Raw genomic sequence first — 25,385 nt, 5'->3', positions numbered from 1 at the left:
GCGGATGAGACGTCATCCCTGCCCATCGCATGCGCTGCTGCCGATGGAGGTGATGACATGGCGGTAGAAATCAACCTGAAGGCCCAGGTCTGACAGGGGCATCCGCTCGTCCGGCCCGTGGACGGTCCTGGCCGCCTCGGAGGTCGTCATCTCGCGCATGGGAAAGAATCCGTACGCGACCGTACCGTACCGCTCGCGCAGCCAGTGGGAGTCGGTGAAGCCGGCGTCGCACAGCGGCAGCAGCAGCGATCCGGCATCGACGCGCCGGACGAAACTCTCGATCGCTCCCCAGAGCGGAGTGGCCGTCGGCGACCGGCTGCCCCCTCGGATCGGCCGCCAGGCTACGCGGTAAGGCAGCTCCACCGCCGCCGCTTCGAGAACGGTTTCGATCTCTTCACGGCCGCAGCCGGGCAGCAGCCAGCAGGAGAAGTGGATCTCGCAGACCGACGGGCGTCCGGCGAGGGAGGTCGAAACGATCTTCAACGGGACGAGCGTGGTTCCCGTCAAGGGCGTCAGCAGGGTGCGCAGAGCAGGGTGGATGCTTCCCGCCGCAGCGGCGACCTCCCCCGGAGGTCGTCCGGTCCCGGCGAGCGCATCCATCACGACCGTGGCCTCTTCGGCCGGCGTGTCGCCGATGTGCTGGCCGGCGACCTTGCTCACGAACCGGCCGGCCTCAGCGATGGCGTTCGGCTGCTCTGCCAGCATGGGCAGCCCAGCGGGTGCGGTGATGGTGACGGTGAGCTCGGCGGTGACCCGCTCAGCGGTCGCGCAGAAGTAGACGGCGCGGTCGTCCAGGACCATGCGATCCCCGGCACCGTGGGTGAGGGCGTAGTCGGTGCGCAGTGCCTCAGGGTGCCGGTCCAGCAGCCATCGGGTGCCGAGCTCCGAGCCGAGCTCCTCATCGGCGGTGGCGGCGAGGACGACGTCGCCGCGGAAAGGGACACCGGAGCGCAGCAGCGAGGCGACCGCGACGGCCTGAGCCGCGGCCTGTCCCTTGAGATCCAGCGCGCCACGCCCCCAGACGCTGCCGTCGCGCACGATCCCACCCCACGGATCCGACGACCACTCGGCGGGGTCGGCGTCGACCGTGTCCAGGTGCGAGAGCAGGAGCAACGATGGACCGTCGCCGGCTCCGCGGATGCGGGTGACCAGGCTCGCGCGTCCGGGCTCGGCTTCGTACACGGTCGGGTCGATGCCCGAACGGCGCAGATAAGCGGCCAGGACCGCCACAGCGGCAGCCGTGTCACCCGGCGGGTTGCACGAGCGGGCACGGATGAGCTCGGACAGGAGGCGCTGCGCCTCCGTTACCAGCTCGTTCACTCGAACTCGGCTCCGCGACGCGCCGGCCCACCGGGTGTCGGGCCGCGTTTGTCGACGATCCAATGCCACCGTGGCGCGTGGTTCTCGAGCAGGAGTTGCAACGCCTCGTGGAACAGTGAGTCGTCCGGGCGGCCCGTCCGCCGGCGCAGTGCGGCGAGCTGACGCTGCTGCTCGACGGTTATCCGGAATGTCTGCGGCTCCACCGCAACGGGCGCGTCGGCCACGTACACCGCATCGCGGGTCAGCTTGGCCTGCCACAGGGCCTCGCCCACCGCCCAGAGAAGGTCCTGCCCGGTGCTGCCGTGGAGGGGGGAGCGGGCGACGCCGAAGCTTGCCGTCAGCCGCACCTCCTCGCCGTCGATCAGGCGGAAGACGTGGCCGCCGATCAGCTGGTGCAGCCGCTCGGCCAGCCGGGTGGGCTCATGGGGATCGTCAGGGGTGAGGACGATCCATCCCTCGTCGCGTGACCCGGAATCCAGGAACGTCGCCTGCTCCGGGAGCGCGGAACGCAGCAGCTCATGAAGTTGCACGACAAGGTGACGCTTCTCTTTCACGCCGCGGCGGCGTACGACCGCGGACCGGTCGAGGTCGACGGCGATGATGAAGACGTCGGTTCCCTTCCTCAGGACGTCATCGACGAAATGCCGGGCGAGGTCCACCCGCTTCATGTCGGCGAACATCCGCTGCAGATTGTGCTGGGGCTCGTCCCCCATCGGATAGGCGCTGAGGCCAGCGTCAATGGTCATCCTGATCACCTGCCGTTGCGAGTAGGGTGCGAACGCCATGGACGGTCGCGGGCCGGGACAGTGTCGCGATCTTCGCTGCGGCTACGGCCTGAGCGAAGAGGCATGCCTCCCGCAGGGGGCGCCCATCGCTCAGGGCCGCCAGCAAACCTGCGACCAGCGAGTCGCCGGCGCCCAGGGTGTTGACGGGATGGGTGGCGAATCCGGCCTGATGCGTGCTGCTGTCCGCGTCGCTCACCAGGCATCCCCGCGACCCGAGTGACGTGACGACCCCTGCGGCGCCCCCGGCGATGCAGGCCTGCGCCAACGCCCGGTTGTCGCCTTCCGAGAAGGAGGCGCCGCTGCATATCGCGATCGCGACGCCATCGACGCGGGGCACGATGTTGTCGCGCGCCGTCGCGGCGTCGGTCAGCCATGGACGGAACCCGAAGTCGCACACCACGCGTGCGCCTTGCTCGACCAGGGCCACGCGCAGTGGGTCATAGCTGGGAAAGCCGGGCACATAACACAGGGCGTCGCCCCGCACGCGGAGCTCGCGAAGCAGCGGGGTCAGCGCCTCGCCGGGCCGGGTCACGCCCTCCTGGTTCACGATGACGCGATGGTCACCGCCTGATTCGACGAGGATGGCGACCCTCGCGGTGCCGCCCGCCACGGACGCCCACCGCGAACAGTCGACGCCGGACGCGATCAGGCTCTCGCGCAGATGCTCGGCCAGATCGTCCTCCCCCGCCACACCCACCATCGCGACCCGCCGTTCCAGCGCGGCCAGTTGCAGCGCCACCATCGCGGCGCTACCGCCAGGGTCCAGCTTCACATCGCCGGCGCAGAAATCACCCGTGCCGGACGATCGGACGGTGACGTGCAGGCACACGTCTCCGAAGACGACTATGGGCACGCCGGCGACGCCCGTCACAACGTCACCCGGACGCCGTTCGTGGCGGCCCGCTGGAGTGCGTCCGCGAACGCCACGGTGCGCAGGTTGTCGGCACCGGTCGGGCCCCTTGGATCCTGGCCGTCGAGCCAGCCGAGATACCACCGTACGAGCCGGGTGTTCAGGTCGGCCAGCGGCGTCGGCTGGGCGGACGGCTCGAACACCACTTCGCCGTTGACCGTGACGCTCTCGTCGACGACGCGCACGACCCCGTGGTCGAACTCGAGCTCCCAGCCGGAGTTGAGCGGCACCACAGCGCTTCCACGCGGCGCCCAGTTCGCCAGGTAGCGTACGACCGTCCCGCCGCGCAACTCGGCGCACATCGTCAGGCCGGCCGGGCCGCGAAACTCACTCCATGGCGGGCTGAAGGCATGCGCGACGACGGCCGCCGGCTCGTCGTCGATGACCCAGCGCACGAGGTCCAGCACGTGCACGCTGCCCTCCCACAGGACGGGCTGGTCCATCGCCAGCCGCCAGGCGAGGCCAGGTCGCCAGAAGGTGCCCTCGACGTTGAACGTGATGGTCACGACTCCCAGCCGGCCCAGGGAACCCTCGCCGATGAGGTCACGCACTTTGAGAAACGCCGGCAGATAGCGCATCTGCTGGATGATGGCCAGGCGCCGGCCGGCCGCGGTGGCGAGATCCATGATCCGTGACGCGTCCCCCAGGTTGAGGGCCATCGGTTTGGCGACCAGAAGATCCTTGCCAGTCCGGAACGCCGCCTCCGCGTGGCGAAGATGATGGCCGGGTGGTGTGCAATCGACCACGAGGTGCGCGTCGGTGTCCCACCACTGGCTCTCGTCGTTGTCAAAGACCGCCGACGGCGTCACCTCGTAGGTGTGCGCGGCGTCGGCCAGGGCGCCGGTGTCGTGATCGACCACGGCGGCGATCTCGATCCCGTTGGCCGCCAGGGCAGGGAGCACTTCGCGCCCGAATCCGCCGACGCCGAGCACGATGCTACGCATGGCTGTGGACGCCATGCGGGCGACGAGCGATGTGGATCGGGGAAATGATCATGTTCTACTCCTCGTCGGGTGGACCTGCGTGTCCAGGAGTTGATCCGTCGAACTCGCCATCCGGGTGACCGCTCCGTACGGCCCCTCCTGGCTCCACGGCGCGAGCGCGCTGGATCCGGCGCGGTCGCGGAGCTTCGCAGCAGACAAGAGACCGGGTCGAGCGGGGATAGGCCTCCGCACCCATCGCATGCCGTTACGGGGGATGCCGATGGTGATGTTCAATCCGCCGAGCCGGAATTGGCTATAACCGTAATAAGGATCAGTGAACCGTTCTGTCAAGGCACCCGACCGGGCCGCCGCCGATCTCGCACGCGGTGCGTGCCGCCGCTCCGGCGCCGGCCACGAGGCGGAGGCGGCACCTCTCCCGGCGGCCGGCGCACCGGATGAGCCCGCCCAGGACAACACCGTTGACCTGGGCAACGTCCGTGCCCACCGGGCCGGGCGCGACCCTTCCGGCCATCGCGGAGATCAGAAGTTTGTTCATCGTCTCAACGAACCTCCGACTGAAGATGCTTCCAACTTTTGGCCGCACGGGAGTTGACAGTCGCAGTTCTTGCAGCCCTCCGACAAAGAAACGAAGCTTTTTCCGGCAGGAGGCCCTCAGAAAAAGATAACTCCCAGGTTGCCGCACGGCGGTTCTAACGGTTGACCGGGATGACTTCCTATGTTTGCATCATTTCGTGCCTGCAGTCATAAGCACTTGGTCAAGTCGGACCGCACACATCTCTCACGAAGATCCCAGGGGCCCTCCATCTGACAAGTAAGGCCGAGCAGGCCACCGCTATTATCACGTCGTCGTTGCTTCATCGAAGTATGCGCTGCGTTTCTGCTGTGCACCAGGCCCACACGTCGGTACGTGATCGTGGGCTACCGCTGGCGCAGGAACGGCAGCGGCGCCCGGACGAGGCGGCGAAGCCGCAAAGGCCAACTCCCGCACGATTCATTGAGGTTCAGCCGATCTTCGCCTCACTTGAGTGCGCACTGAACCGACTGTCAGGCGTTCGCCTGACACGTTCTTATTCTCTCATATATATGCTGCACACAGCGGCGCCGCAGGCCGGACATCCTCGAAGTAGCCGGCGCCCTCCGACCGGGACCCGTATCGAGACCACTCACGCGTCGCCCCCCGAGAGGTCTCCGGAGGCCTCGGGCAGCATTGCCGTCATGCGACGAGAGGGCGAGATCACCATACCGCGGAGACCACGCCCAGCCGGCGGTCCTTGAGCAGCGGCCACCGATCACGGGCGGGCGACGTCACCACAGCGCTCACAGGAAAGGGTGGTGCAATGTCTCAACGACTTCGCTCAGTAACATCTGGCCGAGCTCATGAGACGATGGCACGCGACTTCTCCCCCACTTCCGGCGACAACGAACCCGGAATCTCCCAAGAGATCGTAAGAATAAGCACGAGCAAGCTCTGCATTTCCGACTCACCGCGTCTCAACGGCATTGACCGCGACCACGTGCGCACCTTGGCGGAAGTCGATGATCCACTTCCTGCTATTATAGTTCACTACCCGACCATGCAAGTCATCGACGGCATGCACCGGCTTGAGGCAGCACTTCTCAAGGGCTTGACAGAAATCGATGCGCACTATTTCCACGGCAATGATGCTGAGGCTTTCCGGCTTGCGGTCGCCGCCAACATCAGGCATGGTCTGCCGCTCACGCAAGCAGAACGCCAGAGCGCGGCAACGCGCATCATACGTTCCCATCCGCAACTCTCCGACCGGTCGATCGCGCACACCACGGGACTGTCCGCGAAGACCGTTGCCCGCATTCGTCACGGATCTCACAGCGGAATAACCGACCAGCGGATCGGTCGTGACGGAAAGGTGCGGCCGTTGAACACCGCGGAGGGCCGGCGAATCGCTTCCCGCACGATCATCGACCGGCCGGGCGCCTCTTTACGTGAGATCGCGCGGGAAGCGGGTGTCTCGGTCGGGACCGTGCGGGATGTGCGCGCGCGCCTGGCGTCGGGCAAGGATCCGGTGCCCTCCCGGCATCGCACACCGTACGAACGGAGCTCACCGATCGCCGGCGGGCCGGACGCGCAGCAAGCCGTGCGCACCCTGGACCCGGGGGTGATGTTGGATGGCCTGCGCCGTGATCCCGCGCTGCGTTACAGCGAGTCCGGCCGGCACCTGTTGCGCTGGCTGGGGACGCACGTCATCAACATCGCACAGGCTCGGACGGCCCTTTGCAACGTACCGCCGCACTGCGCCGTCGTCGTCGCCAGGATCGCTCGCGGGTACGCGGATGTCTGGAGTTCCCTCGCCATCGAGCTGGAGCGACAGGACGACAACGACAGGTGACGTCAGCGGGCACCTCTTTCGTGGCACCCGTTTCGTGTTCAGCGGGTGTCGGAGTCGGTGTCCTTCAGCGCGGCGCGGCCGGCTTCCAGGCGGGCCACCGGGATGCGGAACGGGCTGCACGAGACGTAGTCCAGGCCCACGTCGTGGCAGAAGTGCACGGAGTCCGGGTCGCCTCCGTGCTCGCCGCAGATTCCCAGGTGCAGGCCGGGCCGGGTGGCCCTGCCCTCCTCGACCGCGATCTCGATCAGGCGGCCGACGCCCTCCCTGTCGAGGGTCTCGAAGGGAGAGACGCCGAAGATGCCGAGGTCGAGATAGCGCGAGAAGAACGACGCCTCCACGTCGTCCCTGGAGAAGCCCCAGGACATCTGGGTGAGGTCGTTGGTGCCGAAGGAGAAGAACTCCGCGGCCTCGGCGATCCTGCCCGCCGTCAGCGCCGCTCTGGGCACTTCGATCATGGTGCCGATCAGGGCCTCGACGCCGGCCTCCGCGAGGATCCTGACGGCCTCCTCACGTACGGACTCCAGCTCCTGTACGGCGGCCACCAGCGGGATCATGATCTCCGGCCGGGCGCCCGGCACCTCCTTCGCCGCGTGGGCGATGGCGCGCACCTGCATGGCGAACAGGCCGGGGATGACCAGGCCGAGGCGCACGCCGCGCAGCCCGAGCATCGGGTTCTGCTCGTGCAGGCGCTTGACGGCGGCCAGGAGCTCTCGGTCCTTGCCGGTGACGTCCGATGAGGTGGCGACCCTGACGGACAGGTCCACGATGTCGGGAAGGAACTCGTGCAGGGGCGGGTCGATGAGGCGGATGGTGACGGGATCGCCATCCATAGCCTGAAATATCGCTACAAAGTCTGCTTTCTGGAGCGGTTCCAGGGCATCCAGCGCGGCCTGGCGTTCGTCGTCCGTCGACGCCAGGACCAGGTCCTCCACCAGCCGCCTGCGCTCCCCCAGGAACATGTGCTCGGTGCGGCACAGCCCGATCCCCTGCGCGCCGAACCGGCGGGCCCGCGCCGCGTCGTCCGGGCTGTCCGCGTTGGCCCGCACGCCGAGCCGGCGGGCGGCGTCCGCGCGGCGCATGATCCGGTCGACGGCCCTGACCAGCTCGTCGTCCGGCTCCGCGCCCTCGAAGTATTCGACGACCGCCGAGTCCACCACCGGCACCTCCCCGAGGAACACCTCCCCCGTGGTCCCGTCGATGGAGATGAGGTCACCCTCGGAGACGACCACGCCACCCGGCGCGGTGAACCTGCGCTCCTCCGTGGACACCTCCAGCTCCTCGGCCCCGCACACGCACGTCTTGCCCATGCCGCGGGCGACCACGGCCGCGTGGGAGGTCTTGCCGCCGCGGCTGGTCAGGATGCCCCTGGCGGCGATCATGCCGGCCAGGTCGTCGGGGTTGGTCTCGCGCCGGACCAGGATGACGTCCTCGCCCTGCTCCGACAGCTCGATGGCCCGCTCGGAGCAGAAGACGGCCCTGCCGACGGCGGCGCCGGGCGAGGCGTTCATGCCTTTGGCGATCGTCTTCCTGTCGGCGTCCGCGTCGAAGCGCGGGAACATGAGCTGGGCCAGCTGGTCGCCGGTGACCCGGGTGACGGCCTCGTCGAGCGTGATCAGGCCCTGGTCGACGAGCTGGGTGGCGATGCAGAACGCGGCCGCCGCCGTGCGCTTGCCGACGCGCGTCTGCAACATCCAGAGCTTGCCGCGCTCGATCGTGAACTCGATGTCGCACAGGTCCTTGTAGTGGTTCTCCAGGGTCTCCATGATGGCGAGCAGCTCGTCGTACGAGTGCTTGTCGAGGCGTTCGAGCTCCTGGAGCGGGATCGTGTTGCGGATGCCGGCCACCACGTCCTCGCCCTGGGCGTTCTGCAGGTAGTCGCCGTAGATGCCCTGCAGGCCCGAGCCGGGGTCGCGGGTGAAGGCGACGCCGGTGCCGGAGTCGTCACCGTAGTTGCCGAAGACCATGGCCATGATGTTGACGGCGGTGCCGAGGTCGGCGGGGATACGTTCCTGGCGGCGGTAGAGGACGGCGCGTGGCGCGTTCCACGAGTCGAAGACGGCGGTGACGGCCAGGCGCATCTGCTCGCGCGGGTCGGCGGGGAAGTCGCCGCCCGTCTGCTCGCGGACGATGCCCTTGTACGTCTCCACGAGCCGCTGCAGCTCGCCCGCGTCGAGGTCGGTGTCGTTGCGCCTGCCCTTGACGGCGTCGAGCGCCCGCTCGAACAGGTCCCCGTCGATCCCGAGCACCGTCTTGCCGAACATCTGGACGAGCCGGCGGTAAGAGTCCCAGGCGAAACGTTCGTTGCCGCCCGCCTGCTTGGCCAGGCCGTGCACCGACTCGTCGTTGAGCCCGATGTTGAGCACCGTCTCCATCATGCCCGGCATGGAGAATTTCGCCCCGGAGCGTACGCTGACGAGCAGCGGGTCGTCGGCCTGGCCGAGTTTCCTGCCCATCCGGCCCTCGAGCGCGCCCAGATGCTCCGCGACCTCCTGCTCCAGGCCTCCCGGTGTCGAGCCTTCCGCCAGGTAGTGGCGGCAGGCCTCGCTGGTGATCGTGAATCCGGGAGGAACGGGCAGCCCGAGGTTGGTCATTTCGGCGAGGTTGGCTCCCTTACCGCCGAGAAGATCTTTGAGATTCCTGTTGCCCTCGGTGAAATCGTAAACGTACTTCCCCACCACAACTCCAATCCGACGCCTCTGAACCGGACTCTACCGGCGAAATTGATGACGAAACTTCACCCCTTCCCTAAGACAACATTTATGCAGGTGAACACCTGTGGACAGGTCTAATCCAATTATACGACCGCACGTCAGGAAATTGGATTAGACCAATTGGTTTAAACCAATTCTTGGGAAAGGAGAACGGCCAGGCGGGCCCGGATCTCGGTCAGCGATCACGCCATCCGGGGCCCTCTCCCCACGCATGCCTGAGGCGCCCCCGCCCACCGGCGGAGGCGCCTCCGTACGACGCTAGGCGAGCGGATTGTCCTCCGGCGGCGAGCCCGGCGCCCCGTCACGCGGCGGCAGCCAGAGCACGAACGTCGCACCCTCCCCCAGCTGCGAGTACACCGCCACCCGCCCTCCGTGCGACTCCACGATCTGGCGCACGATGGCCAGGCCGAGCCCTGTGTGGCGGTCGCGGCGGCTGGCCTCGCCCCGCCAGAAGCGGTCGAAGACCCGCTGCTGGTCCGCCTCCCCCAGCCCGGGCCCGTCGTCGCGGACCGCCACCCACAGCCAGTCCTCCGCGCGGCCCGCCACCACGCGGATCGTGGCGCCGGGCGGCGAGAGGCGCACGGCGTTGGACAGCAGGTTGGCCACGGCCCGCCGCAGCGCGTCGGAGTCGCCGGTCATGTCCAGGCCGGAGCCCAGGTCGCGGGTGATCCGCACGTGCCGGGCAGCGGCCGGGGTGGCGTGTTCCTCGCACGCCTCGGCCGCCACCCTGGCCAGGTCGAGATCGGCGTCGGCGAACGCGGTGCCCTGGCGCCTGGCGCTGGCGAGCAGGTCCTCGACGAGCCGTGTCATGCGGGTGGTCGCGCGGTCCACGATGGCCACGGCCCTGGCGCGCTCCTCGTCGCTGGCGTCGGGGGCGGACAACACGGCGTCCACGTTCGCCCGGATGATCGTCAGCGGGCTGCGCAGCTCGTGCGAGGCGTCGTCGATGAGCTGGCGCTGCGCGCTGAACGCCTCCTCCAGCCGGTCGAGCATGGTGTCGATGGTGTCGGCCAGGTCCTTGAGCTCGTCGCGCGGCCCGTCCAGCCTGATGCGCCGGGCCAGGTCCGTGGCCTGGATCTCCTCCGTGGTGCGGGTGATCGACCTGACGGGACGCAGCACGCGCCCGGCCAGCACCCAGCCGATGCCCAGGCTGGCGACATAGAGGCCGACCAGCGTGACGAGCGAATAGTCGCGCAGCGTGGCCAGCGTCTTGACGTTGACCGCGTTCTCGACCTCCGCGACGACGACGACCTCGCGCTTGCCCAGATACTGGTTGCCCAGGTAGGCCTTGGCGTACTCGGTGGTGTAGGGGCGCTGTTCGGTGGATTTGGAGACGGCGAAATAGATGCCGCCGAGCACGAGCGCGGCCAGCACGAACAGCAGGCTCGAGTAGAGCACGGTGAGCCGGAAGCGGATGGTGTAGATCATGTCGGCTCCTTGAGCCGGTAGCCCCGGCTGATCACCGTCTCGATCAGGCCGTCCTCCTGGAGCTTGCGCCGCAGGTTGCCGACCGTGACGCGCACGGTGTTGGTGAACGGGTCGGCGTGCTCGTCCCAGACGTGCTCCAGCAGCTCCTCGCTGGACACCACGTGACCCGGCCTGGTCATCAGGTAGTGCAGCACGCCGTATTCCTTGGGGGTGAGCGCCAGCGACCTGCCGTCCAGCGACACCTCCAGCCTGGCCGTGTCGATGCGCAGCCCGCCCACCTCGAGCACGGAGGTGCCGCCGCTCTCCCTGCGCAGCAGCGCCCGCACCCGGGCCAGCAGCTCGGGGAACGCGAACGGCTTGACCAGGTAGTCGTCCGCCCCCTCGTCGAGCCCGCGGACGCGGTCGTCGAGCCGGTCGCGCGCGGTCACCATGATGATCCGCACGCCCTGGCCGGCCGCGCGCACGGTGCGGCAGAGCTGGAAGCCGTCGCCGCCGGGCAGGTTCAGGTCGAGCAGGACCAGGTCGTACGCGTTGACCTGCAGCTTCTCGTGCGCGGACGGCGCGTCATAGGCCACGTCCACCGCGTAGCCCGCGCGGGCGAGGCCCACCCGCAACGCGTCGACCAGGTCCTCCTCGTCCTCCACCACCAGCAGTCGCATGCTTGTGACCCTAATTTCGCATGATGCGTTCCGCGACGGGCGCGGCACGGTCGATGGGGATGGCGAAGCCGATGCCGATGTTCCCGCCCCCTCGGCCGGCGGCGATGGCGGTGTTCACCCCCACGACCTCGCCCCTGTCGTTCACCAGCGGCCCACCCGAGTTGCCCGGGTTGATGGACGCGTCCGTCTGCACGGCCGTGCGCCGCGCCCCGCCCAGCCGCACCTCCCGGTCCAGGGCGCTGACGATGCCCGCGGTGACCGTGCCGGAAAGACCCAGCGGCGAGCCGATGGCCAGCACCTGGTCGCCGACGGACAGGTCGGACGACCGGCCGAGGGTGGCGGGGGGCAGGTCGCCGGGGTGGTCGACCGCCAGCACGGCCAGATCCTCGTCGTCGTCCGCGCCGAGCACGCGGGCGCTCAGCCTGCGGCCGTCGTTCAGCACCACGGTCGCCAGGCCGCCGTCACTGACCACGTGCGCGTTGGTGAGGATGTGGCCGCGCCCGTCCACCACGAAGCCGGACCCGCCCCGGCTGCCGGCCTCCACGGAGACCACGCTGGGCAGCACCCGCGCCGCCGTCGCGCTCAGCCCGGTCAGGCCGGACGACGGCGCGGGCGCGACCCTCGGCAGGGCCGCGGCGGGGGCCGGCTCGGACACCCCGGAGAGCCTGGCCCCCGCCGCTCCCGCCGCCCCGCCGGCGACCGCCGCGACGAGCGCGGCGACCACCAGCAGGCGTCCTCTCCGCACCGCCGCCCGCGCGGGCCGCGAACCCTGCGCGGGCGGCGGTGGCGCGGGGGACGGCGGTCCCGGTACGGGCGGCGGCTGCGCCGGAGGTGGGAGGGCGAGCATGGGCGGCGGCACCGTCCCGGGCACGGGAGGCGGCCCCTGGGCGGGGTCGCGGCGGGCACCGGGCGGCACCGTACGGAAATCCGGCCCGCTCGGCCGGCCCATGCCTCTCACGGCAGCCTCGAGAACCACATCATCGACGTCACCGCCGCGATCAGCCCGAAGATCAGTCCCGCCGCCACGAACCACTGCCATACCTCCTGCTGCTCGGTGCGGTAGCCGACCGACGTGCCGATGTCCTCGTAGACCGCCTGCAGTTCGCTGCCGCTGGCCGCCTCGTAGAACCCGCCTCCCGCCGCCTCGGCCAGCCCGCGCAGCGCGGGACCGTCCACCGGCACCGGGACCTCCTGGCCGGAGAGGCTGATGGTGCCGCCCGCGGTGCCGTAGGCGATGGTGGTGACCGGGACGCCCTTCGAGGACGCCTCGGCCGCCGCGTCGTTCAGCGTGCGGCCGGTCGTGTTGGAGCCGTCCGACAGCAACACGATGTGCGCGGGCGGCGCTTCCTCCTCCGAGTCGAGCGAGGCGATGGCCTCCAGCGAGGAGTAGACGGCCTCGCCGATGGCGGTGCCCGACGCCGTGCTCAGCCGGCCGAGCGCGTTCAGCACCGCCTGCCGGTCCGTGGTCGGCGGCACCGCCACGGAGGCCGACGACGAGAACGACACCAGGCCCAGGTTGAACCGCTCGGGCAGCCCTTCCACGAACTGCCTGGCCGCCTGCCGGGCCGCGGAGAACCGGTCGGGGCTGACGTCGGTGGCGCTCATGGACGCCGACACGTCGAACGCCACCATGATCGTGGCCCGTTCCCTCGGCACCCGCACCTCGGCCGTCGGCCTGGCGAAGCCCACGACCACCAGCGCGAACATGAGCAGCAGCGCCGCCGCCGGCAGGTGCCTGCGCCACCCGGGGCTCCTCGGAGCCACCTTGTCGAGCAAGTCGAGGTTGGTGAACCGGACGGCGTACGCGCTGCGGCGCAGCGACACGAGCACGTAGGCGACGGCGAGCAGCGCCACGGGGACGAGCAGCAGCAACCAGACGGGCGAGATCAGGCTCACGCCACATCACCTCCTGTGCCAGGCGTGCCGCCACCCCGGACGGCTCCCCGGACGGGCAACATCGGGCTCGGGGCCAGGGCCGCCAGGCGGCGCTGCCGTACGACGTGCTGGACCAGGTCCCGCACCCAGTCCCGGTCCGTACGCAGCCGCAGGTGGGTCGCGCCGGCCCGGCGCAGCGCCCGCGTGATGGCGTCGCGCTGCCCGGCAGCCGCCTCCGCGTACCGGCGGCGCAGCCGGGCGTTGCCGGTGGCGACCTCCCGCCGCCGCCCCGTCTCCGGGTCGATCAGCGTGAGGAGCCCCACGTCCGGCAGCGTCAGCTCGCGCGGGTCGACCACCTCCACGGCCAGCACCTGGTGCCGGGCGGCCAGCCTGCGCAGCGGCGGCTCCCAGGTCTGCGGCTCGTCCAGGTAGTCGGACACGACCACGACGAGACCGCGCCGCCGTACGGCCCGGCTGAGCTGTTCGGCCGCCACGCCGAGCAGCGGCTCGGCCACGCCGGGCGGGGTCCGCGGCAGCGCGAACGCCGCCTGCAGCAGCGCCATCAGGTGTGGCCTGCCCGTCCTGGCGGGCAGCGTCCTGACGCCGCCGCCGTGCAGCAGGTGGGCGCCGATCCGGTTGCCGGTCCGCTGCGTGAGGAAGCCGACCGCCGCCAGCGCGGCCAGGGCGAGCTCCCGCTTCTCCAGCGCGGCGGTCCCGAAGTCCATGCTCGCGGTGGCGTCGAGCAGGGCCCAGATCTCCAGCTCGCGGTCGGCGACCAGATCCCGCACGTGGGGCTCGTTCGTGCGGGCGGTGACGTTCCAGTCCATCCGCCGCACGTCGTCCCCCGGCTGGTACGGCCGCGACTCCGCGGGCTCGCTCCCGGGACCTGGCACCAGCCCGAGGTGTTCGCCCTGGAGCAGTCCATCCAGCCTCCTGGTGATCGTCAGCTCGAGCCTGCGCAGCGCGGGCTCCGCGATCAGGTACGGCTTCATGCCACCGCGTCCTGTCGCACCGTTTCCTGCTGCATCGCCTCCTGTTGGGGCGCGATGAGGGGCAGCGGCACGGCGGCCAGCACCCGGTCCACGATCTGCCGGGGCGCGACCCCGTCGGCCAGCGCGTCGAAGGAGAGCACCAGCCGGTGCGCCATCACGTCGTGCGCCAGGTCGCGTACGTCCTCCGGCAGCACGTAGTCGCGCCCGCGCAGGAGCGCCAGCGCCCGGGCGGCCGACAGCAGGCCGAGCGTGGCCCTGGGGCTGGCCCCGAACGCCAGCAGCCGCCGCACGTCCTGCACCCCGTACCGGTCGGGGTCGCGGGTGGCGTAGACGAGGCGGACGGCGTACTCGGCGACGGCGTGGTGCACGAAGACCTCCTCGGCCCGCCGCTGGAGCGCGAGGACCTGGGCCGGGTCGAGGACGGCGTGCGGCGCGGGCGGGTCCACGCTCATGCGGTAGACGATCGCCAGCTCCTCCGATTCGCTGGGATAGCCCACGTCGATCTTCATGAGGAACCGGTCGCGCTGCGCCTCGGGCAGGTGGTAGACGCCTTCGGACTCGATGGGGTTCTGGGTGGCCAGCACCAGGAACGGCCTGGGCACCTCGTGGGTGACGCCGCCGATGCTGACCTGCCGCTCGGCCATGATCTCCAGCAGGGCCGACTGCACCTTGGCGGGCGCCCGGTTGATCTCGTCGGCGAGCAGCAGGTTGACCATGACGGGACCGAGCTCGATGTCGAACGACTCGGTCGACGGCCGGTAGATCCGCGTGCCGATGATGTCGGACGGCACCAGGTCCGGCGTGAACTGGATGCGGGCGAACGTCCCCCCGACCACGCTCGCCGTGGTCTCGGCGGCCAGCGTCTTGGCGATGCCCGGCACGCCTTCGAGCAGGCAGTGCCCCTTGGCGACGACCGCCACGATCAACCGCTCGACCATGTGGTCCTGGCCGACGATCACCCGCTTGACCTCGAACAGCGCCCGTTCGAGCAGCGCCGGGTCGGTCATGGCTGCACGACCTTGTCGGGGCAGTCGTCCACGACCAGCCGCAGCTCCAGCGCGGTCGGCTCAGGTTCGGCGAACGCGGCGCTCCCCGTCATGAGCGCCGCGCCCGCGGCGAGCAGCACAAGAGCGAAACGTGATGTACGCATGATGACCCTCGTCCCTCGTATGGCCTTTATCGGCTTAGAGGGCATGTCATCAGGCAATCGCGAAAGCCCGCGTAACTCCCGTCTTTATACGATTTTTCGGTCTCCAGTGTCTCCGCCCCGCCTCCTCAACGCGACACAGACACCGCGATCCAGCCGAAGCCTCCAGGGACACCGCTGACACGGTTCAGGGATTTCGTGGACATGGTGATCGACCGGGACGTGCTGGAGATCAGGAAGGTCAGGCAGCGCCACGTTCTGCCACTCATCCTGCGCCATCTCGCGGCGCGCACGGCAAGCGTCGTCAATGCCGCGGACATCGCGCAGCACGTGGGGGTCGATCAGCGACTGGTCGGCGACTACATCACGCTGCTGGAGTCGGTTTTCCTGGCACATCGGCTCGACTCCTATGGTCGCACCCTGAGCAGCAAAGCAGGCAGATCACCAAAGATTCACCTGGTTGACAGCGGGCTGGCCGCACATCTGCTCGGCATCAGCCAGCGCAAGTTGAATAGACGCGACCCGGCCACGCTGACCGGGTTCGGCAAGGTGGTGGAGACCTTCGTGGTCAACGAGTTGCTCAAGCAAGCGGGCTGGGCCGAGTCGGTGGTGGAGTTCAACCACTTCCGCACCCGTGACCAGCTAGAGGTGGACCTGGTCATCGAGTCAGGTGAAGGCGAGGTCATCGGTGTCGAAGTCAAGGCGAAATCTTCGGTCGAAGAAGCCGACTTCCGCGGTCTCCGCCTGCTCAGAGACCGGCTTGGCGCCACCTTCGTAGGAGGGGTCCTGATCAATCTCGGCCGGCAGTCCTTCAGACACGACGACAGGCTTTTCGTGATGCCCGCCGATCGGCTGTGGACCCCGTTGCCGACCTCGTGGTAGGCGCCCATCCAAAGATCAGCAAATGCCGCGCCCACCAACCGTTCGACCACTCGTGCGGGAACGCCGAGGGCCGCCCACCGGACGGCGGCGGGCGGCCCTGACGGAAGCGGCGAGATCAGTCGTTGAGGTGCTGGCGCAGGTAGGCGTCGACGCCGTCGATGGAGATGCGCTCCTGGGCCATGGAGTCACGCTCGCGGATCGTCACCGCGTTGTCCTCGAGGGTGTCGAAGTCGACGGTGATGCAGAACGGCGTGCCGATCTCGTCCTGGCGGCGGTAGCGGCGGCCGATCGCGCCCGCGTCGTCGAACTCGACGTTCCACCGGCGGCGCAGCTGCGCGGCCAGGTCGCGCGCCTTCGGCGACAGGTCGGCGTTGCGCGAGAGCGGCAGCACCGCGGCCTTGACCGGGGCGAGCCGGTGGTCGAGCCGCATGACCGTGCGCTTCTCCATGACGCCCTTGGCGTTGGGCGCTTCGTCCTCGGTGTAGGCGTCGATCAGGAACGTCAGCGTGGCGCGGTCGACACCGGCGGCCGGCTCGATGACGTAGGGGACGTAGCGCTCCCCGCTGTCCTGCTCGAAGAAGCTGAGGTCGGCGCCGGACGCCTTGCCGTGGGCGGTGAGGTCGAAGTCGGTGCGGTTGGCGATGCCCTCGAGCTCACCCCACTCGGAGCCGACGAAGTTGAAGCGGTATTCGACGTCGACGGTGCGCTTGGCGTAGTGGGACAGCTTCTCCTGCGGGTGCTCGTAGAGGCGCAGGTTGTCCTTGTTGATGCCGAGGTCGGAATACCACCGGAAGCGCTCGTCGATCCAGTATTGGTGCCACTCCTCGTCGGTGCCGGGCTTGACGAAGAACTCCATCTCCATCTGCTCGAACTCGCGGGTGCGGAAGATGAAGTTGCCCGGCGTGATCTCGTTGCGGAACGACTTGCCGATCTGGCCGATGCCGAACGGGATCTTCTTGCGCGCCGACTGCTGCACGTTGAGGTAGTTGATGAAGATGCCCTGCGCGGTCTCGGGGCGCAGCCAGGCCAGGCCCGACTCGTCCTCGACCGGACCGAGGTAGGTCTTGAGCAGGCCGCTGAACTGCCGGGGCTCGGTGAAGGTGCCCTTGTTGCCGCAGTTGGAGCAGGTGATGTCGACCAGACCGCCCTCGGGCGCCTTGCCGTTCTTCTCCTCATATGCCTCGACGAGGTGGTCGGCCCTGAAACGCTTGTGGCAGGACAGGCACTCCGTCAGCGGGTCGGTGAAGGTGTCGACGTGGCCGCTGGCCCGCCACACCTCGGGCGCCAGGATGACGCAGGAGTCGAGGCCCACCACGTCGTCGCGCGACTGGACCATCGACAGCCACCACTGCCGCTTGACGTTGTTCTTCAGCTCGACGCCCAGTGGACCGTAGTCCCACGACGCGCGCAGTCCGCCGTAGATCTCGCTCGACGGGTAGACGAGCCCGCGGCGCTTGGCGAGGCTGACGATGGTGTCCATGACGTCGGTGCGTCGTGCCATGTCGATGAATCTCTTTCCGGCTGGAGGTCGGCGAGTGAAATTGGTGAGATCCCAGCTTAGGGGACTCTCGAACGCTCTCGCGCGCGAGTATTGTTACGCACCGTCCCGGACGTGGACGTCCTCATATGCGCTGGGTTCGTTGACCATGAGAATCATCAGTGGATACATCGCCATCCGGGCGGCGGAGAGCGCTCTGCGGTAGAAACCGGCGCCCTCCCACTCGCTGACCAGGGCCCACAGGTTGGGCTCGTCGACCGAGCGGGCCAGCCGGCCGCGCTGATAGCCCGGCTGGGTGGCGAGCAGGTCGAGGATGGCGTGGCCCTGTTTGACGAAGTCTTGTGACTGGGACTCTGGAACGGAGTATCGGATCACGGCGAGCACGCGACCAGCCTAGAGGCCCCTTCAGGAACACCGCGCCCGCGCGACACGCGTAGGCTCTTCCCGTGGCCCCTGACAGCAAGCCCGGCGGCAGGCACGACAGCAAGCCCGGCAGCAAGCGCGGCGACCGGCGCAACGACCGGCCCGGCGACCGGCCCCGGGACCGGCGCAGCGGCAAGCGCCCGCTCCCGCAGGGCGAGCAGTTCTTCACGCCGGGCGCGACCGGCCTGCGCAAGTCCGTCGAGCAGCGCAGCGCCGTGCCGATGACGTTCCTGTTCACGCAGGTGCCCCGGTGGGTGGCGCCGGTGGTGCTGGTGGTCCTGCTGCTGGCCGGGTTCGCCGTGGCCAATCCGCTGGGCGGCGTCGCCGTCCTGCCCGTGATCGCGTTCATCGGGTGGCTGGCCTATCTGTCGTGGCCTTCTCTGGGGGCCGGCGGGAAGCTGCTGCGGGTCGCCATGCTGACGTTTCTCGTCCTGCTCGCGGCGACCCGCTTCGGCGCCTTCTGAGTGACCCGCTGAGGCGCCTGCTGGGTGGCCTTCGTGAGGGATCGCCTCAGGGCAGGAGCGTGTAGTGCGGGAAGTTGCCCGGCAGGCGTTCGCCGTCGGGGCCGCTCGTGGCGGCGCGCACCAGCAGCTCGCCCCCGACGAACGCGCCGCGCCACGACGCGCCGAGCCCGCCGAACAGTTCCTCGCGGTCGCCGCGCGAGCGGGGTCTGTTGTGGCCCACCTTGAACGCCCGCACCTGGGGCGCGAGGCGGTGGAAGGTCTCCTCCTCGCCGCAGGAGAGGGTGGCGACGAGGGCGCCGTTGCTGGCGTTCATGGCGGCCAGCAGCTCGGCCTCCGTGTCCACCAGGACGATCGTGTCGACGGGGCCGAACGGCTCGGCGTGGTGCAGGGGTGAGGACGGGGGCGGGTTGAGGATCGCGGTCGGAGCGAAGTACGCCGAAATATCCTGCCCCGGCAGGAAATGTCCGGACTCGATGGCCGCGCGGTGGACCGGCACGCCGCCCCGCGCCACGGCCTCGTCCACCTGGTCGGCCAGCTCCTTGGCCTTCGAGGCGTTGATCAGCGGGCCGAAGGCCAGCTCCGGCAGCGGGTCGTCCGGCTCGGCCACCGCGAGCGGATGGCCGAAGCGCAGCGACCCCACGGCCGACAGGTACGCCCCCAGGAACTCGGGGAACGCCGACCGCTGCACCACGAACCGCGGATAGGCCGTGCACCGCTGCTTGGCGTAGTCGAACGACGCCCGGATCTGCCTCGTGAGCAGGTCCCAGTCACCGTACTCCCACACCCCCCAGCAGTTCAGCCCCTCCTGCTCCAGCACGTGCCGGCGCCCGAGGTCGGCCAGCGAGGTCGCCACCTTGGCCCCCGCGTCCCTGCCGCCCACGAACGACACGCAGCCCAGCGCGCGCCCGGCCACCAGCACCGGCGACAGCTCGGCCCCTCCCCCGCTGACCAGCGTGAACGGCAGCCCTTCCCGCACGGCCAGCGCGCAGGCCAGCGTGAGGCAGCACAAACCGCCGTCCGTGGGCGTCTTGGCGATCACCGCGTTGCCGGCCAGCGCCTGCACCAGCATGGCGTGCATGAGCACGCTCATCGGATAGTTCCAGCTCGCGATGTTGCTGACCGGGCCGGGCAGCGGCGTGCGTCCCGCGACCATGCGGTCGATCTCGTCGAGGTACCAGCGCACGCCGTCCAGGCAGCGGTCCACGTCGGCGCAGGCCGTCTTCCACGGCTTGCCGATCTCCCAGACCAGCAGCAGGGCCAGCAGGTCGCGGTGGGCGGCCATGGACTCCACGGCCGCCGCGACCATCGCCTTGCGCTCGGCCATCGGCAGGTACCGCCACCGGTTGTGCTCCTCGACGGCGCCGGCCACCGCCCGCGCGGCCCCGGCCCGGTCGAGCCGGGGCAGCCCGGCGATGGCCGTGCCGTCCAGCGGCGAGAACCCCGGCACGGGGCGCCCGTCGCGGCGCCACATGCCACCCCAGTGGTTCAGCACGCGGTCGTCGTGGAAGGCCTCGGGAGCCGCCGTGTGGCATCGGTCGTAGGCGTCCCGCCAGGCCGTACCCGGCTTGAGCTGCATGAGCGCTCCTCTCAGTCGGACCAGTCGGCGGTGATGAGCTCGGGCAGCGGCTCGAACTCCTTGACCGCGTCGAGCGAGGGACCCATGGCGGCGTTGGCCTCGCGTTCGACCATCACCTCCACCAGCACCGGCAGCCGCTCGCGCGCCGACTCGGCCGACGCCCACGCCAGCGCGCCGGGCAGGTCACCCGGCAGCTCCACGCGGCGCGCCGGGCAGCCGAACGCCTCCATGGCCTTGACATGGTCGATACCGCCTTCCCCGTAGTGCAGGTCCACGGCGAAGTTCATGTCGTACGGGATCTCCGCCTGCCGGATGAGCCCGAGGTACTCGTTGTTGATCATCACGATGACGAACGGGATGCGGTACTGGGCGGCAACCGCGACCTCCTCCATCAGGAACTGGAAGGAGTAGTCGCCGACCACGGCCACCACCTGCCGCTCGGGATGCGCGCACTTGACGCCCATGGCCGCGGGCACCTCCCAGCCCAGCGGCCCCGCCTGCCCGCAGACCAGGTAGCGCCGCGGCAGGTAGGTCGTCTGGAACTGGCCCGACCAGATCTGGTAGAGCCCGATGGCGGTGACGAACGTGGTGTCCCTGCCGAAATACTCGTTGATCTCCTTGAACACCCTGGGCGGCTTGATCGGCACGTCGTCGAAGTCGTCGCGGCGGGGCATCGTACGGCGCAGGTCGGACACCTTGCGCACCCACTTGCCCGGCTCCTTCGGCCCGCTCCGCCCGCGCGCCTCTGCCAGCAGGTCGGCGAGCACCGGCTTGGCGTGGCCGACGATCCCCAGGTCGGGCTCGAAGACCCGGCCGATCTGCATGGGCTCGATGTCGACGTGCACGAACTTGCGTCCCCGGCGGTAGACGTCGAGGTCGCCGGTGTGCCGGTCGCCGAAGCGGGCGCCGACGGCCAGCACCAGGTCGCTGTCCAGGAACGCGGCGTTGCCCCACCGCGTCTGCGTCTGGATGCCCGGCATCCCGGCGAACAGCGGGTGGTCCTCGGGGAAGGCGCCCTTGCCCATGAGCGTCACCTGCACCGGCACCTGGAGGTGCTCGGCCAGCGCGCGCAGCTCGCCGCAGGCGTCGGCGATGATCACGCCGCCGCCGGCCAGGATGACGGGTCGCCTGGCCTCCGCCAGGAGGTCCATGGCCTTGCGCACGGCCTTCGGCAGCGGGCGCGGCGCCTCGACGGGCAGCGGCGCGTCCACGTCGCGGTCGTACAGGCAGGTGCCGCGCTGGACGTCGATCGGCAGGTCGATGAGCACCGGCCCCGGCCGGCCCGACCTGGCGATCCTGAACGCCTCGCGGAACACCCACGGCGCCTGGGCGGGCTCCTTGAGCTGCACCGCCCACTTGGTCACCGGACGGGCGATCTCCACGATGTCGACCGCCTGGAACGCCTCCTGATGCAGCTTCGACGTGGCGGCCTGGCCGGTGACGCAGATCATCGGGATCGAGTCGGCCATCGCCGTGTAGAGACCGGTGATCATGTTGGTGCCGGCGGGGCCGGACGTGCCGATGCAGACGCCGGCGTTCCCCGTCACCCTGGCCCAGCCGTCGGCCGCGTGGGTGCCGCCCTCCTCGTGGCGTACCGTGATGTGCCGGATCGAGCTGTTCTGGAGCGCCGCGTAGAGCGGCAGGATGGCCGCGCCGGGGATGCCGAAGACGGTGTCCACACCCTCCGACTCCAGCACCGCGACCACGGCCTCCATGCACGGAATTCGATTCACCCGTTCAGCCTTTCGATCACTTTGAGCAGGGCGGAGTGGTCGAGCGAGCCGTGGCCCTGCGCCCTGGCCGCCGCCATGAGCTGGGCGACCTGCCCGGTGAGCGGCAGGCTGACCCCGGCCTCGCGGGCCGCGGCGACGGCGATGCCCATGTCCTTGTGGTGCAGGTCGATGCGGAACCCCGGGGCGAACTCCCGCCTGACCATGGTGTGGCGCTTGAGCTCGAGGATCCTGGAGCCCGCCAGGCCGGCCGCGAGCACGTCCAGGCCGGCGGCCGGGTCGACGCCCGAGGCCTCCAGCAGCACGATGGCCTCCGACACGAGCCCGTACACGCCGCCGACGACGAGCTGGTTGGCCGCCTTGACGGTCTGGCCCGCGCCCGCGGCGCCGACGTGCACCACGGTCGTGCCGAGGCTGCCCAGCACCGGCCCGGCCGCCGCGACGTCCTCGGCTTCGCCGCCCACCATGATCGACAGGGTGCCGTCGATCGCGCCGCGCTCGCCGCCGCTGACCGGGGCGTCCAGCGCCCGTACCCCGGCGGCCGCCGCCTGGCGCGCCACCCGGCGGGAGGTCTCCGGCTTGATGGTGCTCATGTCGACGTAGAGCAGGTTCGGCTTGCCGTACTCGACGACCAGCGGCGCGACCTCCTCCACCTGCGGCGAGTCGGGCAGCATGGTGATCACGACGTCCGCGCCGGCGACCGCGTCGACCACGCCGGTCGCGCCCTTGCCGCCCAGCCCGGCGAGCTGCTCGACCCGCTCGGCGCTGATGTCGTACCCGCTCACGGCGTGCCCGGCCTTGACGAGGTTGGCGGCCATGGGGCTGCCCATGATCCCCAAGCCGATGAAGCCGATGTTCATGTGCGCCTCCAGTCGAATGCGCCCGGCCCCTCGTGCCGGTACTCCAGGCCGACGTGGCCGCGGTAGCCGGCGGCCTCCAGCCGCGCGAAGATCTCCCGGTACGGCATGCGCCCGCTGCCCGGACGTCCCCTTCCCGGGTCGTCGGCGATCTGCACGTGGCCGAAGCGTTCCGCGTGCCCGTCGATGAGCGCGAGCACGTCCTCGCCCATCCGGTGCAGGTGGTAGAGGTCGGCCAGGAAGGCCACATTGTCCCTGCCGACCTCGTCGATCAGCTCGAACGCCGCCTGCGACGACGTGATCGGATAGTTCGGGTTCTCGTGGGAGTTGAGGGCTTCGACGACCACGGTCGCGCCGATGCCCGCCGCCGCGTCCGCGGCCCTCCTCAGGTTCGCCACGGCCAGGTCCCTGTCGGTGCCGGGGCCGTTGCCGTACAGGGCGTTGAGCACCCCGCAGCCCAGCTCGCCCGCCAGCCGGACCGTGACGTCGACGTTCGCCTGGAACCTCGCCGAGTCGCCGGGCCTGGCCAGCAGGCCGCGATCGCCCGCCGCCATGTTCCCGGCGTCGAAGTTGAGCCCCGTGAGGCGCACCCCCGCGTCCTCGACGGCCTGCCGCAGCGAAGCCAGTTCCGCGCCCGCGGGGTCGGGGCCGTCGAACGGCCACCACATCTCCACGGCGTCGAACCCCGCCTTGGCCGCCGCGGCCGGACGCTCCAGCAGCGGCAGGTCCGTGAACAGGATGGACAGGTTGACGGTGAATCTCACGAGGACCCTCCCTCGCGCGTGGCGCGGAGGAGGCGGGCCGTCTCCGAGGGGGTGCGGCCGACGCGGACGCCGACGGCCTCCAGGGCCTCCTTCTTGGCCTGGGCCGTGCCGGACGAGCCGGACACGATCGCGCCCGCGTGCCCCATGGTCTTGCCCTCCGGCGCGGTGAAGCCGGCGACGTAGGCGACCACGGGTTTGGTGACGTTCGCGGCGATGTATGCGGCGGCCCGCTCCTCGGCGTCGCCGCCGATCTCGCCGATCATGACGATGGCGTCGGTGCCCGGGTCCTCCTCGAACGCCTGGAGGCAGTCGATGTGGGTGGTGCCGATGACCGGGTCGCCGCCGATGCCGACAGCGGTGGAGAAGCCGAGGTCGCGCAGCTCGTACATCAGCTGGTACGTCAGCGTGCCCGACTTGGAGACCAGCCCGATGCGCCCGGCGGAGGTGATGTCGGCGGGGATGATGCCGGCGGAGGACTGGCCGGGGCTGATCAGGCCGGGGCAGTTGGGCCCGATGATCCTGGTGCGGCCGCTCGCCAGCGCGCGGAAGCGTACGGCGTCGTGCACGGGGACGCCTTCGGTGATGACCACGCAGAGCGGGATGCCCGCCTCGACGGCCTCCTCCACGGCCGAGCCGGTGAACCGGGGCGGCACGAAGACCACGGAGACGTCGGCCCCCGTCTCGGCCATCGCCTCGCCCACGGAGCCGAACACGGGCACCGTCCGCTCGCCGAAGTCCACCGAGCGCCCGCCCTTGCCGGGTGTCACCCCGGCCACGATGTCGGTGCCCGCGGCGAGCATGCGGGCCGTGTGCCTGCTGCCCTCGGCGCCCGTCATGCCCTGCACGAGCACCCGGCTGTCCTTGGTCAGAAAGATCGCCATCATGCACCTGCCGCGAGTCTGGCCGCCGTCTCGGCGGCGCCGTCCATGGTCGAGACCTGGCGGACGGCCGGGTGCCTGGCGTCGCTCAGGATGCGCCGGCCCACCTCGGCGTTGTTGCCGTCCAGCCGTACGACGATGGGCCTGCCGTGGCCGCGTTCGCCGAGAAGTTCGAGTGCGGTGACGATGCCGTTCGCCACCGCGTCGCAGGCGGTGATGCCGCCGAAGACGTTGACCAGCACCGAGCGCACGCCGGGGTCGTCGAGGATGATCTCCAGCCCGTCGGCCATGACCTTGGCGGACGCGCCGCCGCCGATGTCCAGGAAGTTGGCGGGGGCGGCTCCCGCTCCGGCGACCACGTCGAGCGTGCTCATGACCAGGCCGGCGCCGTTGCCGATCACGCCGACCTCGCCGTCGAGCTTGACGTAGTTCAGTCCCTTGGCCCGGGCGCGGGCCTCCAGGCCGTCCGCGTGTTCCTCCTGCTCCCAGGAGTGCCGGAAGGCGGAGTTGTCGTCCAGGGTCACCTTGCCGTCGAGCGCCACGATCCGCTGGTCGGTGGTGCAGATCAGCGGGTTCACCTCGACCAGCAGGGCGTCCTCCGCGACCAGCACCCGCCACAGCTTCTCCAGCGTCTCGGCCGCCTGCTCGGGCAGCCCCGCCTTGGCGGCGAGCGCCCGCGCGGTCTCGGCGTCCACTCCGGACACCGGGTCGACGGGGAGCTTCACCAGCGCGTCGGGGTCGGTGGCGGCGAGCTCTTCGATCTCCATGCCGCCCTGGCTCGACACCATGGCCAGGAACCCTCCCTCGGCCCGGTCGACCAGGAAGGCCGCGTAGTACTCCTCGAACGGCACGGTCGCGGTCTCGACCAGCACGCTGCGCGCGACGTGCCCCTTGATGTCCATGCCGAGGACGCGGTCGGCCTCCACTTCCGCGGTGACCGGCCCCGCCGCGGTCCTGATGCCGCCCGCCTTGCCGCGTCCGCCGGTCTTGACCTGGGCCTTGATGACAACGGGCGCGTTCAGCTCGGCCGCGATCGCGCCGGCCTGCGCGGGGGTGGTGGCGACCCTGCCGGCGGGGACCGGGATCCCGTGACGCCCGAAGAGCTCCTTCGCCTGGTATTCGTACAGGTCCATTCGAGCCTCCTTTGTAGACGGTATACCGTATGGAATATCCCTC

At 70.0% G+C, this 25,385-nt stretch carries 23 protein-coding genes; 3 read left to right on the top strand and 20 right to left on the bottom strand.

What is annotated here, in order from left to right; genetic code table 11:
* Positions 1-12: 12 nt before the first annotated feature.
* The 4 genes from ABGB14_RS02210 to ABGB14_RS02195 are packed head-to-tail and all read right to left on the bottom strand — an operon-like array spanning position 13 to position 3,959.
* Positions 13-1,320 (bottom strand): M20/M25/M40 family metallo-hydrolase, encoded by a 1,308-nt coding sequence (locus ABGB14_RS02210; protein ID WP_347641801.1) that lies wholly within the window; start codon positions 1,318-1,320, stop codon positions 13-15.
* Positions 1,317-2,075: a hypothetical protein gene (locus tag ABGB14_RS02205; RefSeq protein WP_347641800.1), complete on the bottom strand. Its 759-nt coding sequence runs from the start codon at positions 2,073-2,075 to the stop codon at positions 1,317-1,319. Before ABGB14_RS02205 ends, ABGB14_RS02210 begins: the two co-directional genes overlap by 4 nt.
* A complete protein-coding gene (locus tag ABGB14_RS02200) occupies positions 2,056-2,976 on the bottom strand; it encodes a PfkB family carbohydrate kinase (protein WP_347641799.1) in 921 nt (306 codons plus the stop codon). Before ABGB14_RS02200 ends, ABGB14_RS02205 begins: the two co-directional genes overlap by 20 nt.
* Positions 2,973-3,959 (bottom strand): Gfo/Idh/MocA family oxidoreductase, encoded by a 987-nt coding sequence (locus ABGB14_RS02195; RefSeq protein WP_347641798.1) that lies wholly within the window; start codon positions 3,957-3,959, stop codon positions 2,973-2,975. Before ABGB14_RS02195 ends, ABGB14_RS02200 begins: the two co-directional genes overlap by 4 nt.
* 1,385 nt (positions 3,960-5,344) lie before the next feature.
* On the opposite strand from ABGB14_RS02195, the gene ABGB14_RS02190 reads away from it, so the two are divergent.
* Positions 5,345-6,325, top strand: coding sequence for a ParB N-terminal domain-containing protein (locus ABGB14_RS02190; RefSeq protein WP_347641797.1), 981 nt, complete (start codon positions 5,345-5,347; stop codon positions 6,323-6,325).
* Positions 6,326-6,363: 38 nt separating this feature from the next.
* Here ABGB14_RS02190 and ppdK read toward each other — a convergent pair whose 3' ends face one another.
* The 8 genes from ppdK to ABGB14_RS02150 all read right to left on the bottom strand — a co-directional run bounded on the left by ppdK (position 6,364) and on the right by ABGB14_RS02150 (position 15,140).
* Entirely contained in the window at positions 6,364-9,000 is a 2,637-nt protein-coding gene (gene ppdK, locus ABGB14_RS02185) for a pyruvate, phosphate dikinase (protein ID WP_347641796.1), read from the bottom strand.
* Between the two features lie 294 nt (positions 9,001-9,294).
* Positions 9,295-10,464 carry a HAMP domain-containing sensor histidine kinase gene (locus ABGB14_RS02180; protein ID WP_347641795.1) on the bottom strand — a complete coding sequence of 390 codons (1,170 nt, stop codon included), beginning with the start codon at positions 10,462-10,464 and terminating at the stop codon, positions 9,295-9,297.
* Complete coding sequence (locus ABGB14_RS02175) at positions 10,461-11,123, bottom strand: response regulator transcription factor (RefSeq protein ID WP_347641794.1); 663 nt, start codon at positions 11,121-11,123, stop codon at positions 10,461-10,463. Before ABGB14_RS02175 ends, ABGB14_RS02180 begins: the two co-directional genes overlap by 4 nt.
* A gap of 10 nt (positions 11,124-11,133) precedes the next feature.
* The gene (locus tag ABGB14_RS02170; protein WP_347641793.1) at positions 11,134-12,072 is read right to left on the bottom strand and encodes a trypsin-like peptidase domain-containing protein; all 939 of its coding nucleotides are present in this window, start codon (positions 12,070-12,072) and stop codon (positions 11,134-11,136) included.
* A gap of 5 nt (positions 12,073-12,077) precedes the next feature.
* Positions 12,078-13,019, bottom strand: coding sequence for a VWA domain-containing protein (locus ABGB14_RS02165; RefSeq protein ID WP_347641792.1), 942 nt, complete (start codon positions 13,017-13,019; stop codon positions 12,078-12,080).
* Positions 13,016-13,990 (bottom strand): DUF58 domain-containing protein, encoded by a 975-nt coding sequence (locus tag ABGB14_RS02160; protein ID WP_347641791.1) that lies wholly within the window; start codon positions 13,988-13,990, stop codon positions 13,016-13,018. The genes ABGB14_RS02165 and ABGB14_RS02160 overlap by 4 nt, the downstream gene beginning before the upstream one ends.
* Positions 13,987-14,997: an AAA family ATPase gene (locus tag ABGB14_RS02155; protein WP_347641790.1), complete on the bottom strand. Its 1,011-nt coding sequence runs from the start codon at positions 14,995-14,997 to the stop codon at positions 13,987-13,989. The genes ABGB14_RS02160 and ABGB14_RS02155 overlap by 4 nt, the downstream gene beginning before the upstream one ends.
* Positions 14,994-15,140 (bottom strand): hypothetical protein, encoded by a 147-nt coding sequence (locus ABGB14_RS02150; protein ID WP_347641789.1) that lies wholly within the window; start codon positions 15,138-15,140, stop codon positions 14,994-14,996. Before ABGB14_RS02150 ends, ABGB14_RS02155 begins: the two co-directional genes overlap by 4 nt.
* A gap of 201 nt (positions 15,141-15,341) precedes the next feature.
* Between ABGB14_RS02150 and ABGB14_RS02145 the strand changes: the two genes are divergently transcribed.
* Positions 15,342-16,019, top strand: a complete 678-nt coding sequence (locus tag ABGB14_RS02145; RefSeq protein WP_347643113.1) for a DUF4143 domain-containing protein — start codon at positions 15,342-15,344, stop codon at positions 16,017-16,019.
* Between the two features lie 115 nt (positions 16,020-16,134).
* Here the strand turns inward: ABGB14_RS02145 and ABGB14_RS02140 are convergent, their stop codons facing one another.
* Both ABGB14_RS02140 and ABGB14_RS02135 read right to left on the bottom strand, forming a co-directional pair.
* Entirely contained in the window at positions 16,135-17,520 is a 1,386-nt protein-coding gene (locus tag ABGB14_RS02140) for a glycine--tRNA ligase (RefSeq protein ID WP_347641788.1), read from the bottom strand.
* 93 nt (positions 17,521-17,613) lie between these two features.
* On the bottom strand, positions 17,614-17,901 hold the full coding sequence (locus ABGB14_RS02135; protein WP_347620091.1) for an antibiotic biosynthesis monooxygenase: 288 nt from the start codon (positions 17,899-17,901) through the stop codon (positions 17,614-17,616).
* A gap of 62 nt (positions 17,902-17,963) precedes the next feature.
* Between ABGB14_RS02135 and ABGB14_RS02130 the strand changes: the two genes are divergently transcribed.
* On the top strand, positions 17,964-18,404 hold the full coding sequence (locus tag ABGB14_RS02130) for a DUF6703 family protein (RefSeq protein WP_347641787.1): 441 nt from the start codon (positions 17,964-17,966) through the stop codon (positions 18,402-18,404).
* 46 nt (positions 18,405-18,450) lie between these two features.
* Here ABGB14_RS02130 and ABGB14_RS02125 read toward each other — a convergent pair whose 3' ends face one another.
* From ABGB14_RS02125 to sucC, 6 genes are read right to left on the bottom strand one after another with little or no spacing between them, the layout of a single operon-like run.
* On the bottom strand, positions 18,451-19,980 hold the full coding sequence (locus ABGB14_RS02125) for an aldehyde dehydrogenase family protein (RefSeq protein WP_347641786.1): 1,530 nt from the start codon (positions 19,978-19,980) through the stop codon (positions 18,451-18,453).
* Positions 19,981-19,991: 11 nt separating this feature from the next.
* A complete protein-coding gene (gene gcl, locus ABGB14_RS02120; RefSeq protein ID WP_347641785.1) occupies positions 19,992-21,695 on the bottom strand; it encodes a glyoxylate carboligase in 1,704 nt (567 codons plus the stop codon).
* Positions 21,696-21,709: 14 nt separating this feature from the next.
* The gene (locus ABGB14_RS02115) at positions 21,710-22,570 is read right to left on the bottom strand and encodes an NAD(P)-dependent oxidoreductase (RefSeq protein WP_347641784.1); all 861 of its coding nucleotides are present in this window, start codon (positions 22,568-22,570) and stop codon (positions 21,710-21,712) included.
* A complete protein-coding gene (locus ABGB14_RS02110) occupies positions 22,567-23,331 on the bottom strand; it encodes a TIM barrel protein (RefSeq protein ID WP_347641783.1) in 765 nt (254 codons plus the stop codon). The genes ABGB14_RS02115 and ABGB14_RS02110 overlap by 4 nt, the downstream gene beginning before the upstream one ends.
* Positions 23,328-24,212, bottom strand: a complete 885-nt coding sequence (gene sucD / locus ABGB14_RS02105; protein WP_347641782.1) for a succinate--CoA ligase subunit alpha — start codon at positions 24,210-24,212, stop codon at positions 23,328-23,330. Before sucD ends, ABGB14_RS02110 begins: the two co-directional genes overlap by 4 nt.
* Entirely contained in the window at positions 24,212-25,342 is a 1,131-nt protein-coding gene (sucC, locus tag ABGB14_RS02100) for an ADP-forming succinate--CoA ligase subunit beta (protein WP_347641781.1), read from the bottom strand. The genes sucD and sucC overlap by 1 nt, the downstream gene beginning before the upstream one ends.
* Positions 25,343-25,385 lie beyond the last annotated feature (43 nt).

The organism is Nonomuraea sp. B10E15, assembly GCF_039871615.1.
Classification (GTDB): Bacteria; Actinomycetota; Actinomycetes; order Streptosporangiales; family Streptosporangiaceae; genus Nonomuraea.
Note: the sequence above shows the minus strand (reverse complement) of the source record. Positions and strands in the feature narration are given on the sequence as shown.

Coding starts and splice junctions, on each gene's coding strand:
- sucD (WP_347641782.1), bottom strand. CDS start 24,212: ATGGCGATCTTTCTGACCAAGGACAGCCGGGTGCTCGTGCAGGGCATG.
- ABGB14_RS02175 (WP_347641794.1), bottom strand. CDS start 11,123: ATGCGACTGCTGGTGGTGGAGGACGAGGAGGACCTGGTCGACGCGTTG.
- sucC (WP_347641781.1), bottom strand. CDS start 25,342: ATGGACCTGTACGAATACCAGGCGAAGGAGCTCTTCGGGCGTCACGGG.
- ABGB14_RS02160 (WP_347641791.1), bottom strand. CDS start 13,990: ATGAAGCCGTACCTGATCGCGGAGCCCGCGCTGCGCAGGCTCGAGCTG.
- gcl (WP_347641785.1), bottom strand. CDS start 21,695: ATGGAGGCCGTGGTCGCGGTGCTGGAGTCGGAGGGTGTGGACACCGTC.
- ABGB14_RS02145 (WP_347643113.1), top strand. CDS start 15,342: ATGGTGATCGACCGGGACGTGCTGGAGATCAGGAAGGTCAGGCAGCGC.
- ABGB14_RS02195 (WP_347641798.1), bottom strand. CDS start 3,959: ATGCGTAGCATCGTGCTCGGCGTCGGCGGATTCGGGCGCGAAGTGCTC.
- ABGB14_RS02180 (WP_347641795.1), bottom strand. CDS start 10,464: ATGATCTACACCATCCGCTTCCGGCTCACCGTGCTCTACTCGAGCCTG.
- ABGB14_RS02115 (WP_347641784.1), bottom strand. CDS start 22,570: ATGAACATCGGCTTCATCGGCTTGGGGATCATGGGCAGCCCCATGGCC.
- ABGB14_RS02190 (WP_347641797.1), top strand. CDS start 5,345: ATGGCACGCGACTTCTCCCCCACTTCCGGCGACAACGAACCCGGAATC.
- ABGB14_RS02155 (WP_347641790.1), bottom strand. CDS start 14,997: ATGACCGACCCGGCGCTGCTCGAACGGGCGCTGTTCGAGGTCAAGCGG.
- ABGB14_RS02140 (WP_347641788.1), bottom strand. CDS start 17,520: ATGGCACGACGCACCGACGTCATGGACACCATCGTCAGCCTCGCCAAG.
- ABGB14_RS02170 (WP_347641793.1), bottom strand. CDS start 12,072: ATGGGCCGGCCGAGCGGGCCGGATTTCCGTACGGTGCCGCCCGGTGCC.
- ABGB14_RS02125 (WP_347641786.1), bottom strand. CDS start 19,980: ATGCAGCTCAAGCCGGGTACGGCCTGGCGGGACGCCTACGACCGATGC.
- ABGB14_RS02150 (WP_347641789.1), bottom strand. CDS start 15,140: ATGCGTACATCACGTTTCGCTCTTGTGCTGCTCGCCGCGGGCGCGGCG.